General features: G+C 66.6%; 6 protein-coding genes and 2 pseudogenes. 5 read left to right on the top strand and 3 right to left on the bottom strand.

Annotated elements, in window-relative coordinates; genetic code table 11:
- Positions 1–110 precede the first annotated feature (110 nt).
- The 3 genes and pseudogenes from AWC07_RS26360 to AWC07_RS26350 all read left to right on the top strand — a co-directional run.
- Positions 111–446: pseudogene (locus AWC07_RS26360) on the top strand (S1 RNA-binding domain-containing protein); the annotation flags it as partial.
- Between the two features lie 83 nt (positions 447–529).
- Positions 530–2,108: pseudogene (locus AWC07_RS26355) on the top strand (DUF4185 domain-containing protein).
- A 579-nt stretch (positions 2,109–2,687) separates the two neighbouring features.
- Positions 2,688–7,784, top strand: a complete 5,097-nt coding sequence (locus AWC07_RS26350) for a PPE domain-containing protein (RefSeq protein ID WP_036411854.1) — start codon at positions 2,688–2,690, stop codon at positions 7,782–7,784.
- Positions 7,785–7,794: 10 nt separating this feature from the next.
- On the opposite strand, the gene AWC07_RS26345 is transcribed toward AWC07_RS26350, so the two are convergent.
- Positions 7,795–8,055: a hypothetical protein gene (locus tag AWC07_RS26345; RefSeq protein WP_084293454.1), complete on the bottom strand. Its 261-nt coding sequence runs from the start codon at positions 8,053–8,055 to the stop codon at positions 7,795–7,797.
- A 172-nt stretch (positions 8,056–8,227) separates the two neighbouring features.
- Here AWC07_RS26345 and AWC07_RS26340 point away from each other — a divergent pair, with 172 nt between their 5' ends.
- The gene (locus tag AWC07_RS26340; RefSeq protein WP_036411861.1) at positions 8,228–9,655 is read left to right on the top strand and encodes a serine/threonine-protein kinase; all 1,428 of its coding nucleotides are present in this window, start codon (positions 8,228–8,230) and stop codon (positions 9,653–9,655) included.
- A 10-nt stretch (positions 9,656–9,665) separates the two neighbouring features.
- Here AWC07_RS26340 and AWC07_RS26335 read toward each other — a convergent pair whose 3' ends face one another.
- Positions 9,666–9,971, bottom strand: coding sequence for a hypothetical protein (locus AWC07_RS26335; RefSeq protein WP_036411851.1), 306 nt, complete (start codon positions 9,969–9,971; stop codon positions 9,666–9,668).
- A 286-nt stretch (positions 9,972–10,257) separates the two neighbouring features.
- Between AWC07_RS26335 and AWC07_RS26330 the strand changes: the two genes are divergently transcribed.
- Positions 10,258–12,915, top strand: coding sequence for an FHA domain-containing protein (locus AWC07_RS26330; RefSeq protein WP_036417639.1), 2,658 nt, complete (start codon positions 10,258–10,260; stop codon positions 12,913–12,915).
- A gap of 19 nt (positions 12,916–12,934) precedes the next feature.
- On the opposite strand, the gene AWC07_RS26325 is transcribed toward AWC07_RS26330, so the two are convergent.
- On the bottom strand, positions 12,935–13,456 hold the full coding sequence (locus AWC07_RS26325) for a GNAT family N-acetyltransferase (RefSeq protein ID WP_244187714.1): 522 nt from the start codon (positions 13,454–13,456) through the stop codon (positions 12,935–12,937).
- Positions 13,457–13,487: the final 31 nt, after the last annotated feature.

Genomic DNA, 13,487 nt, shown 5'->3' with positions numbered 1-13,487 from the left:
GCGCGGCTGGTGGCAGTGAAACCGGAACCGTTTCTCAACGGAGTGCCCGCCCGAAAGGACGGGCTGCCTGAAATGCCCAGTCACACAAACACTCACATTTCAGGTAACGGGTGGTGACCAACGTCGCCGCTTTCGGCGCCTTCGTCGACATCGGCGTGCATCAGGATGGCCTGGTGCATGTCTCCGCGATGGCCGAGCGCTTCGTTGCCGACCCCCACGACGTCGTACGGTCCGGACAGGTGGTGCGGGTGAAGGTCATCGATGTCGACGTCGAACGCCGGCGGGTCGGACTGAGCCTGCGCCTCAACGACGATCCGCAACGCCGGCCGGTGAGCCGACTAGAGCGGCGAAACTCGGCTCATGGCAAGAACTTCGGCCATCAGTCGGCCAACTCGCCGGCTGGCTCGATGGCCCGGGCGTTGCGGGACGCGGGCTTCGGGAGGTAAGACCTGTTCTCGATGCTTCCGTGCCGGCCAGGGGGTGAAATACGCGGGGCGCGGGTTGCGTTGGGACTGCGACACGATCACAGGTGCATACCTATCACGGATCCGTGATCACAACGACCACATGAATCACTATCGTCACATCAGCCAACTGCGGACGTCAATCCGACGTTTGTGCCCCTGGAAGGTTGTGACATGTCGGCGATTCATCGAGTCGTGTCGGTATCGGTGGCGTCGGCGGCTGCATTGGGACTCATCAGTGCGGTGGGCCTGGCGCCGGCAGCGACGGCGGTGCCGTGCAGCGGGGACGCCGCCAACGCCCCGCCGCCGCCGAACGCCATTGTGACCAACCCGGGCGGCACGACGCTCGGCCCGATGACGAGGGGGCCGAGGCCTCGTGGTGCGAATGACCGGGCGCCGTTGCCCAGACTGGGCCCCCTGTCACGGTTGATGAATCCGGGTCCTCGGTCCGCTCCGATACAGCAGCAAGCGGCGACTCCGCCGCACCAGGCGGCGGTCCCCCCGCCCGCTCCGCCCAACCCGGGCAACCCGTCTCCCAATGCGACCCAGTTGGCCCCCAATGCGGCGCCGGTGCCGGCGCCCGGGGCACCCGATCCTGGCGCCGCACTCGGGGGTGCCACGACGTCGCTTGCCGAGTGGGTGACCGGACCCGACAGCCCCAACAAGACTCTCGAACAATTCGGCATTTCCGGAACCGACCTCGGAATCCTTTGGGACAACGGCGATCCCGCCAACCACCAGGTACTCATGGCCTTCGGTGACACCTTCGGCTATTGCGCGGTCAACGAACACCAGTGGCGGTACAACACGCTGTTCCGCAGTCAGGACCGTGACCTGGGCGACGGAATTCGCGTCGCGCCCGGCGACGCCGCCAACCGGTATTCCGGTTCGCCGGTGCGTCAACCGGGCTTTTCCAAGCAGATCATTAGCAGCATCAAGTGGGCGCCCAACGAGACCGGAATCATTCCGACCTCCGGAATCTCCATAGGGAAAACCCAATACATCAACTTCATGTCCATTAGGGATTGGGGCCGCGACGGTGAATGGACCACCAACTACTCGGGCATCGCGGTGTCCAAGGACAACGGCCAGAACTGGGGGGTCTATCCCGGCACCATCCGCGCCTCCGGGCCCGACACCGGACGAGCCAGGTCTGTGCCTGGCAACGAAAACTTCCAGATGGGGGCTTTCGTCAAGTCCAACGACGGCTACCTGTACTCGTTCGGCACCCCACCGGGACGCGGCGGTTCGGCGTATGTAGCACGAGTTCCCCAGCAGTTCGTGCCGGATCTGAGCAAATACCAATACTGGAACGGTGACTCGAATTCCTGGGTACCGAACAAACCGGATGCCGCGACGCCGGTTATCCCGGGACCGGTGGGCGAAATGTCGGCTCAATACAACACTTATCTGAAGCAATATTTGGTGATGTACACCAACGGTATGAACGACGTCGTGGCGCGCACTGCGCCGGCTCCGCAGGGCCCGTGGAGCCCCGAGCAAATGCTCGTGTCGTCCTGGCAGATGCCTGGCGGCATCTACGCGCCGATGATGCATCCCTGGTCGACCGGTAAAGACGTGTACTTCAACCTGTCGCTGTGGTCGGCATACAACGTGATGTTGATGCACACCGTGCTGGGATAACCTGCGCCGGGAAGAAGAAGAGCAAGACCTGCAGTTCTGCGAACGCCGTCGACGACCTTGTCCCGATTTCGCGACGGGACCACCCGGTAGGGCCTTAACCGGCGGCGGTACCTGGTCGACGGCGTGGCCCGCGCCGTGGGAGCGGCCATTTGCCATCTTCGGAGCGGAAAATTTCCTGGGCTCCAATTCCGGCCGCAAAATTTTCGATCCGTTTCGAAAATCGTTGCGGCATAATCGTTATCGTTGTCTTCACTCGCTGCACAACCAACTCTTAGCCGTGTGGTGACGGCCGTGGCACCCGAGATTTTTCGGACCGACGACGGTATTTCAGGCAAACGCAGGTACTGCGTGTCAAAGCCAGATATGTTTTTGCTGCCAAGCTGTTCGATGACCGGTCGGTGGCCTGGTTCTCGTGGCGGGAGGTGCGCGATGGGACGCGGCCACGCGGGGCCGCCCGGAGGTCTGCACCGGGCGCGGGCAGCTGGCCAGGAACAGCCGGTTATTCGCGACGGTGTTCCCGGTGAGACGGCCAGCACAAAGCCCCGCCAATAGGAACCAAATAGGAAAAGGATGGATCCGATGAACTTTTCCGTGTTGCCGCCGGAGATCAACTCGCTACGGATGTTTGCCGGCGCCGGGGTCCAACCGATGTTGGAGGCAGCGGCGGCGTGGGGAAGTCTGGCCGACGAGTTACAGGCCGCGGCGTCGTCGTTCACCTCGGTCACAGCTGGACTGGCGCGCGGGGCGTGGCAGGGCCCAGCCTCGGCGGCGATGGCGGCCGCGGCGGCACCCTACGCGAGCTGGTTGAGCGCGGCGGCAGCTTCAGCGGCAGGGACGGCCGGGCAGGCCACCACGGTCGCGGCGGTGTTCGAGGCCGCACAGGCGGCGATCGTCCATCCGGCCCTGGTGGCGGCCAACCGCAACGATCTGGTGGCGCTGGTGATCTCGAACCTGTTCGGCCAGAACTCACCTGCGATAGCGGCGACCGAGGGCTTGTACGAGGAGATGTGGGCCGCCGATGTGGCCGTGATGTCGGCCTACCACACCGGTGTGTCGGCGGCGGCGGCACAGCTGGCGCCGTTGCAGCAGGCGCTGGCGCTGCCGGCCGCAACGGACTTCAGTATCTCCATCTTCGGGCTGCAGCTGGTGCAGAGCGGCACCGCGAACGCCAACTCGACCTTTGGCGGCCTGGCCGTCGCCTCCGGGGCGAACAGCACGGCCAATGCCGGCGTGACCGACATCGCTCTTGCCTTCGGTAGCGGCAGCACCGCCGAGGCCACCGGCGGCGTCCTGAACGTTGCCGGCTCGTTTGGCAGCAACAGCTCAACCAGCGCCACCGGCGGAGTCAACCTCGGCACCGGCGCTCTCGCGTTCGGAAACAACAACACGATCAGGGCCAGTTCCATCGGCGTCAGCAATATCGGCACCGTGGCTGCCGCGTTCGGCAGCGACAACACGGTTACCGCCATCGCCAACGGTGTGGAGAACAACGCCACCGTGGCGGCGGTGTTCGGCAACAACAACACCGACGTCTCGGCCGTCGTCAACGGTGTGGAAAACACCGGCATCGTGTCGGCCGTGTTCGGCAGCAACAATTCCGGGGTCGCTGCCAACGCGTTCGGCGTGGAGAACAACGCCGTGGTGGCCACCGTCGCCGGTAGCGGCAACAACACGGTCCTGGCCCAGGCGGGCGGCGCGGGCCTCAATGAGATCGTTCTCGCCAGCGCCTTCGGCAACAACAACTCCGTCGCGGCCACCGCGACCGGCGTGGGTGGCAATCTCGGCACCGCCGCCACCGTGTTCGTCGGGGACGGCAACACGGTTGCCGCCAGCGCGACCGGTGCGCACACCCTCACCGCGGCCACCGCGTTGTTCGGCGACAACAACGTGGTCAAAGCCAACTCGTTCGGTGCGGAGAACATCGGGACGGTGGCCACCGCGGGCGGCAATGGCAACAGCTCGGTGACGGCCGACGCCACCGGCACGGGCAATATCGGCACGGTGGCTACCGCGTTCGGCAACAACGCCCCGAACGTGGCGGCAAGCGCGCTCGGTGCGGGCAATATCGCCAACGTGGCCACCGCGCTGGGCAATGGCAACTCGGCTACCGCGAAAGCGATCGGCGTAGACAATATCGCCACGGTGGCCACCACGGCCGGTAACAACAATGCGGTCGGAGCCAGCGGCGTGGGCGTCGGCGGCAATATCGCCAACGTCGCCACCGCATTCGGCAACGACAACAGCCAAGTCAGCGCCGACGCCGGCGGGGCCGGCGGCAATATCGCTACCGTCGCGACGTCGTTCGGTAACGGCAACAAGGTCACGGCAAGCGCGTTCGGTGCCGGCAATATCGCCAACGTGTCCACCGCATTGTTCAGCAACGACAACACGGTGTCTGCCAGCTCGTTCGGCGTGGAAAATATCGCCACTGTGGCCACCTCGATCGGCGACAACAACGGGGTCTCGGCCACCAATTCGCTTGGCGTGGGGGGCAATATCGCCACCGTCGCCACCGCCATCGGTATCGGCCAGGGCAACAATCAGGTTGCCGCCGAGTCTGGCGCCGGGGGCGGCAATATCGCCTCGGTGGCGACCGTGCTGTTCGGGGGCAACAACACGGCCTCGGCCAGCGGCCTGGGTGCCGGCAATATCGCCGACGTAGCGACCGTGTTGTTCAGCAGCAACAGCAGCGCCGACGCCAGCGCGTTGGGGGTGGAGAATATCGCCACCGTGGCCACCGCCTTGGGTGACGGCAGCAATGTCTCGGCATCCGCGCCCGGTATCGGGGGCAACATCGCCACCGTGGCCACCGCTATCGGCCAGGGCAACACCCAGGTCAACGCCGTAGCCGGCCCCGGCGGCGGCAATATCGCCACCGTGGCTACCGCACTCGGTGACGGCAACAGCGTCACCAACCAGGCCCTTGGTGCGGCCAATATCGCCAGCGTCGCCACCGTCATCGGGGACAACAACACCGCCGACGTCAATGTGATCGGCGTGGAAAATATCGCCACGGTGGCCACCGCGATCGGTGACAACAACGGAATTGCCGCTGGCGCGCCGGGGCTGGGCGCCAACATCGCCACCGTCGCCACCGCCATCGGCAGCGACAACACTCAGGTCAGCGCCGTGTCCGGCGCCGGAGGCGGCAATATCGCCTCGGTGGCCACCGTGATCGGCGACAAGAGCTCCGCTTCGGCGAGCGCGCTGGGCGCCGGCAACATCGCCACGGTGTCCACCGTGCTGTTCAGTAACAACAACACGTCTTCGGCCAGCGCTCTCGGGGTGGAAAATATCGCCACGGTGGCCACCTCCTACGGTGACAACAACAACGTCTCGGCCAGCACGCCCGGAGTCGGCGCCAACATCGCGACCTTCGCGACGGCCATCGGCCAGGGCAATACTCAGGTCAGCGCCGAGGCCGGCGGAGGCGGCGGCAACATAGCCACTCTGGCCAGCGTGTTCGGAGACAACAACACAGCCTCGGTCAGCACGCTCGGCGTCGGCAACACCGCCAACGTCGCGACCCTCATCGGTAACGGCAACACCGCCAAAATCTCGGGGTTAGGCGTGGAGAACGACTTCACTTTTGCCACCGCAATCGGTGACAACAACGGAGTCGCCGCCAGCAACCCGGGCCTGGGCGCCAATGTCGCCACCATCGCCACCGCAATCGGCAACGGCAACAGCCAGGTCAGCGCCGAGGCCGGCGGCGGTGGCGGGAACGTCGCCACCCTGGCCACCGTTTGGGGTGACAACAACACGGCGTCGGTCAGTTCGCTCGGCGTCGGCAATACCGCGAACGTCGCGACGCTCATCGGTAACGGCAACTCCGCCAAAATCTCGGGGTTCGGTGTGGAGAACGACTTCACTTTTGCCACCGCAATCGGTGACAACAACGGGGTCGCCGCCGGCAACCCGGGCCTGGGCGCCAATGTCGCCACCATCGCCACCGCAATCGGCGACGGCAACAGCCAGGTCAGCGCCTCGGCCGGCGGCGGCGGCGGCAATATCGCCACCCTGGCAACCGTTTTCGGTGACAACAACACGGCCCAGGTCAGCGCGACCGGGCTGGGCAATATTGCGACCGTCGCCACCAGTTTCGGGAGCGGCAGCGGGCTGGTTGCCAACTCGTTCGGCGTGGAGAACATCGCGACCGTGGCGACCTCGTGGGGTGACGGCAACGGCACGGTAGCCGCCGAGTCCGGCGGAGCGGGCGGCAATATCGCCACCCTGGCCACGGTGTTCGGCAGCGGTAACACCACCACGGGCGCCAAAGCCGTGGGCATCGGCGGCAACATCGCCACCCTGGGCACCGTGATCGGTGACGGCAACACCACGGTCGCGGCCAGTGCCACCGGCTCGGGCAATATCGCCAGCGTTGCCACCGCCATCGGCGACAAGGGCTCCGCCGAAGTCACCGTGTTCGGCCTGGAGAATATCGCCACCTTTGCGACCTCAGGCGGCGACAGCAATGGGGTCGCCGCCAGCGCGACGGGCGTGGGAGGCAACATCGCCACCGTCGCCACCGCAATCGGCAACGGCAACAGTCAAGTCAGCGCCGCGGCCGGGGGAATCGGCGCCAATATCGCCACCTTGGCCAATGCGTTCGGCGACAACAACATCGCCACGGCTGGTGCGACCGGCGTGGGCAATGTCCCCACCGCCTCCACCGTGATCGGCAGCGGCAACCAGATGAAAGTCAGCACCTTCGGCGTGGAGAACATCGCCACCCTGGGCACCGTGATCGGCGACAACAACACCGGGGGAGTCACCGAAGCCGGCGGTCTGGTGGGCGGCAACATCGCCACGCTGGCCACTGTGATCGGCAACAACAACACCGCCGCGGTGGCCAGAGCGGTCGGCATCGGCGGCAATATCGCCACCCTGGGAACCACGATCACCGACGGCAACGCGGTCTCGGCCACCGCCAGCGGCGCGGGCAATACCGCTACCGTCGCCACCGCGTTCATCGGTGGCGGCAATTCGGCCACAGCCTCGGCGTCCGGCGTGGAGAACATCGCCACCTTGGCGACTGCCGCCGGCGGCAACAACGGGGCCTCGGCCACCGCATCGGGGCTCGGCGGCAATATCGCCACCCTGGGCACCGCCATCGGTGATGGCAACACCAACGTGGCGGCCCAGGCCGGTGGCGTGGGCGGCAACATCGCCATCGCCGCGACTGCCATCGGCGACAACAACACCATCGCGGCCAGCGGTGGCGGGGTCAATATCGGCAGCATCGCCACCGCTGTCGGTGATTCCAACATCAACGTCGCGGCCCGCGGGCAGGGCGCTGCCGATCTCGCCACCGTCGCCACCGTCGTCGGCTTCGGCAACAACGGAGTCGAAGCCGTCGGTAACGGCCCGGCCAACATCCTCAACGCCGCCACCGTGGTCGGTGACAACAACCACGGGATCCTCGCCGGCGCCAACGGACCGCTCAATGTCGCGGTCGTCGTGGGAGGCAACAACACGGCCCTGGCCGGCGACGCGGCGGGCGCGTTGGCGGGCGCCAACCTCGCGATCGTCGGCGGCATCGGCTCGGGTGCCAAAGCCTTCAACGGATTCCTCAATCTCGCCGTGTCCGTGGCAGACGGCACCTTGGCGACCGCGGGTCCGGGCAACTTCCAAGTCAGCATCCGGCCGCTCTTCGATATTCTGCCGGGCGCCTGAGCCGCGCGACCTAGGCCTCGTGGCCCGGTGGCAGGTCCAATTCCTGCCGCTGCGGTTCGTCCAACTCGTCGTCGATCAGCACCGTTTCCCGCTGCTCCTGCCAGTCGTATGCCGTGGTCTCGAGCGGCACATCGTCGGGGTGCGACCAGGTTGGGACCGCTCCTTCGGATCCGTCGGACAGGTCGTTCGACGGAGAGTCCGCGGTCGGCAGCCGTTGTTGCACGGCATCGGCGACGGGCACGTCGTCGGGAAAGACATTGCTATCACGCATGGGGCTATCGCGCATGGACGCCGGGTTACCCGGCGTCTTGGCCTCGAAAACGCGACCAACCGGTAGTCGGTCGCCGCAGCGCCCGTGTGATCGATCACAGCCGGTAAGTCCTGACCTGGCCGGACACCCTGATCTTCGACCCCTCATCGACATGGCGGGCTACGATGCCGCCATGCCGCTCGCCGAAGGTTCGACGTTCGCCGGCTACACCATCGTCCGACAGCTGGGCTCCGGCGGGATGGGCGAGGTCTACCTGGCCCGGCACCCGAGACTGCCCCGCCAGGATGCCCTGAAGGTACTCCGGACGGAGGTGTCGGCCGACACCGAGTACCGGGAACGCTTCAACCGTGAAGCGGACGCCGCGGCTTCGCTGTGGCATCCGCATATCGTCGCGGTCCACGATCGGGGCGAAGCCGACGGCCAGTTGTGGATCGACATGGACTACGTCGACGGTGTGGACGCCGTACGGTTGCTGCGCGAGCGCTATCCCAACGGGATGCCGGGCCCCGAGGTCACCGCGATCATCACTGCGGTCGCCGAAGCGCTCGACTACGCCCACGAACACAAGCTGCTGCACCGCGACGTCAAGCCCGCCAACATCCTCATCGCCAAGCCAGACTCCGCGGACCGGCGAATCATGTTGGCCGACTTCGGGATCGCCGGTTGGGTGGGCGAAGCCAGCGGGTTGACCGCGACCAATATGACGGTGGGCACCGTGTCCTACGCGGCGCCCGAACAGCTGATGGGCCAAGACCTCGACGGCCGGGCCGACCAGTACGCCCTGGCCGCGACGGCGTTTCACCTGCTCACCGGCACCCCACCGTTCCAGCACTCCAACCCCGCCGTGGTGATCAGCCAGCACCTCAGCGCGTCGCCCCCGCCGATCGGTGATCGGCTGCCCGCCCTGGCGGACCTCGACCCCGTGTTCGCCAAAGCACTGGCCAAAGATCCCAAGGACCGCTATCAGCGGTGCATCGACTTCGCCCGGGCACTCGGCCATCGGCTGGGCGGTGCTGGCGATGCCGACGAAACTATCGCCCAACCCGTCGCGGTGCCCGTGCCGCCGGCCAAACGGTCGCTGGTACGACCAGCCGTGCTGGTCCCCGCGGTGCTGGCGATACTGCTGGTCATCGCGATCGTAGTAGCGCTCCGCGAGTTCCAGCGCGCCGACGACGAGCGCGCCGTGTCCGCAACAACATCCGGCTCGCCGGCGACAACCACCACTTCTATCGCCACTCCTACCACCGCGACGCCACTGACTACACCGTCTACTACCGCGGCCGCACAGACCGAAACCACTACGTCGGCAGCCCCGGCACCCGTCGTGGTCATCGGCGCCGTCTGTTCACCGCTGGGCAGTACCGGCGTCACCAAAACCGGGGCCACCGCCTACTGCTCGCCGCTGCAGGGCACCAACACGACCATCTGGTCGCTCACGTCCGGCACGGTCGCGAGTCCGACGATCACCGCCACCGCGGAGCCCACCGAGTCGCCGCTACCCACCGAGCAGGAATCGCCGATCCAGATCTGCATGCAACAGACCGGCCAAACCCGTCGTCAATGCCGCGAGGAGATTCGCCGCAGCAACGGCTGGCCCTGATGGACCGCGGCTACACGCAGCCGCTGACGCTGACCCGCCGACCGACATTGGCGCAGACGTTGACATTTGGCGCCGGTGGCGGGGGAGGTGGGTAGTCCTCCGGCAACGGTGCGTATTCGGCTGGGGGCGGAACGTAGGGAGCTACCGCATCGGCAATGTTGGCGCACCCGCTGACCGAAACCCGCCGGCCGGCGTTGACGCACACATCCGCGCGCGCTTGGGCGGCCGGCGCCATGATGTCGAACACTTCCGGCACGGCGGTGAACGCCAATGCCCCTGCCGCCAAGGCGGCCGCAGGCCGCTTCCAGGGACGCATCGAGATCTCCTTGCTGGCCGACAGGCGCGTACCCGGCGGTCCTGTCGGATGGAGTGTGAGGCTTTCGTCGGGCAATGAAGTATATCCGCGTCCGTTTGCAGTCACACGGAGTTCGCGCTGCGCGCCGCCGAATCGGCCCCACGGCCTGCCGGTCCCCGCGTGCGCCACAGTCCGTGCTGCCGGCAACGGCGGCGGGAGACGAGATGTCTCGAACTGATTCCACGCGACGAACACTCATCCACGTCTTGTTCTGCACTTGGCGCTGCTGCCGTTACAGTTGGTCCCGATGACCCAAACAATCGCGCCACCAGTGCTGACCGTGCGATACAACGGAGCCGAGCGCACCTTCGCAGCAGGCCACGATGTCGTTATCGGCCGTGATCTACGCGCCGACGTGCGTGTCGCGGACCCGCTTATCTCGCGAGTACACCTGTTGCTGCGCTTCGACCAGGGCCGCTGGATCGCCATCGACAACGGCAGCCTCAACGGCCTCTATGTCAACAATCGCCGTGTACCGGTCGTCGACATCCACGACGGCCAGCGGGTCAACATCGGCAATCCCGACGGTCCGGCGCTGGACTTCGAGGTCGGTCGCCGCCAGCAGGGTTCTGTCGGGCGTCCACCGCCGACCACGGCGATGCCGGTGCCCCCTATCCCGAGCGGACCCTGGCCGGCCCACGCTGCGCCGCAGACCGGCGCCCAATGGCAGCCGCACCAGCCGCCACCGCAGCCACAAGCGCCGCCGCAGCCACAAGCGCCGCAGCAGCCACCGCCGACCACCCGGATACCCGCCCAACCGTCCAGCGGCCCACAGCACGCGCCGCCGTCGGGACCGCCGCCGCACTACCCGACCGGCGCTCAACCGGTCCGCCCGCAGTCGGGGCCGCAGGCCGCACCGCAGATTTACCGCCCATCCGCGGGGGGTCCGCCGCCTCCGGTAGCCGTCCGTAGCGGGGAAACGGGCAACATCGCGACGTCGATGATGAAGATCCTGCGGCCCGGCAAAGCCGCGGGGGAGTTGCCGCCCGGCTCGCTGCGGATCGGCCGGGCCGACGACAACGACATCGTCATCCCCGAGGTGCTGGCGTCGCGCCACCACGCCACCCTGGTCCCCACGCCCGGCGGCACCGAGATCCGCGACAACCGCAGCATCAACGGCACCTTCGTCAACGGGGTGCGGGTCGAATCGGCGCTGCTGCATGACGGCGACGTCGTCACGATCGGCAACATCGACCTGGTTTTCGCCGGCGGCGCACTGGCGCGGCGCGAAGAGACCCTGCTGGAGACGCGCACCGGCGGTCTCGACGTACGCGGGGTGACGTGGACGATCGAGAACAACAAGGCTTTGCTGGACAACATTTCGTTGACCGCGCGCCCGGGAATGCTCACGGCCGTCATCGGCCCCTCCGGCGCGGGCAAGTCGACCTTCGCGCGGTTGGTGGCCGGCTACACGCATCCGACCAGCGGCACGGTGGCGTTCGAAGGCCACAACGTTCACGCCGAATACGCCTCGCTGCGCAGCAGGATCGGCATGGTCCCGCAAGACGACGTGGTGCACGGCCAGCTGACCGTCGAACAAGCGCTGATGTATGCCGCCGAGCTGCGGCTGCCGCCCGACACCACCAAGGAAGACCGGGAACAGGTGGTTGCCCGGGTTCTCGAGGAACTCGAGATGTCCAAGCATCTCGAGACCCGGGTCGACAAGCTGTCGGGCGGTCAGCGTAAACGTGCGTCGGTGGCGCTGGAACTGCTGACCGGACCGTCGCTACTGATCCTCGACGAGCCGACGTCGGGTCTGGACCCGGCGCTGGACCGCCAGGTCATGACCATGCTGCGGCAGTTGGCCGATGCCGGCCGGGTGGTGCTGGTGGTCACCCATTCGCTGACCTATCTCGACGTCTGCGATCAGGTGCTGCTGCTGGCCCCCGGCGGCAAGACCGCGTTCTGCGGACCGCCCAACCAGATCGGCCCGGCCATGGGCACCACCAACTGGGCCGACATCTTCAGCACGGTCGCCGACGACCCGGACGGCGCCCAGGCACGGTATCTGACGCGCACGGGCCCGCCCCCGCCACCACCGCCGGCCGAGCAACCCGCCGAGTTGGGTGATCCGTCGCATACCAGCCTGTTCCGGCAGTTCTCCACGATCGCGCGGCGGCAGATCCGGTTGATCGTCTCCGACCGCGGCTACTTCATCTTTCTGGCGCTGCTGCCGTTCATCATGGGTTCGCTGTCGATGTCGGTACCCGGTGACGTCGGCTTCGGGTTTCCCAATCCGATAGGCAATGCCCCCAACGAGCCCGGCCAGATCCTGGTGTTGCTCAATGTCGGCGCCGTCTTCATGGGAACCGCGCTGACCATCCGCGACCTCATCGGTGAGCGGCCCATTTTCCGGCGAGAACAGGCGGTCGGCCTGTCCACCACCGCGTACCTGATCGCCAAGATCTGTGTGTACACCGTGTTCGCGGTGGTTCAGTCGGCGATCGTCACGATCATCGTGCTGATCGGCAAGGGTGGCCCGACGCAGGGTGCGGTGGCGCTGGGCAAGCCGGGTCTCGAACTGTTCGCCGACGTCGCGTTGACCTGTGTCGCCTCAGCGATGCTCGGGCTGGCGTTGTCGGCTATCGCCAAATCCAATGAACAGATCATGCCGCTGCTCGTGGTCGCGGTCATGTCGCAGTTGGTGTTCTCCGGCGGCATGATTCCGGTCACCGGGCGTGCCGGCCTCGACCAGATGTCTTGGGCGACACCGGCGCGCTGGGGATTCGCGGCATCGGCCTCCACCGTCGACCTGATCAAGTTGGTGCCCGGCCCGCTGACTCCGAAGGATTCGCACTGGCAGCACACGCCCGGCGCGTGGTGGTTCGACATGGGCATGCTGGTTCTGATCAGTGTTTTCTACGTCGGCTTCGTGCGGTGGAAGATCCGCCTGCCGCGCGGCTGATTGTTACCGGTAGGACGACTCAGCCCCGGCCGGTGGATCGATGCAGGGTGAAACCTATCTGGGGTACCGCCAGCACGCCCGGTATCAAGGTCAAGAGGTCGGAGCGCCCGTCGGGCTGGAAGCCCTTCTTCTGGTAGAAGCGCTGCGCCTGATGGTTCATCTCGGCACACCACAGGACTGCGTCATGCGAGGGCTCGGAGCCGAGCGCATGGTCGAGCAAGAGACTGCCGATGCCCCGGCGTTCATGTCCCGCGGCGACGTAGAGGGCGTCGATCTCGAGATGGTCGGGATTGCCCGGCTCCGGGCCGAAGATGCTCACGCCGACGATGCGGCCGCGCGACTCGGCAAGCCACATCGCCCACCCGTCGCGGCTCAACGCCAGCGGGTATTCCCGACCGATCCACGTCTGCCAATCGAAGAGATCGAGCAGCTCGGGGATCACGATTCCCCGGTAGGACAGTCGCCAACTCTGGTAGTGCAGCGGCGCGACGTTCGCGTAGTCCGCCGGCTCGGCTTGCCGGATCGAGATACCGTCGGGCATCTCCGTCACGCTCGCTCCCGCTGGTTTTGCT

The organism is Mycobacterium gastri (genome assembly GCF_002102175.1).
In the GTDB taxonomy this organism is placed as follows: Bacteria; Actinomycetota; Actinomycetes; order Mycobacteriales; family Mycobacteriaceae; genus Mycobacterium; species Mycobacterium gastri.
The sequence above is the reverse complement of the archived record's forward strand: the minus strand, read 5'-3'. Positions and strand labels throughout refer to the sequence as shown.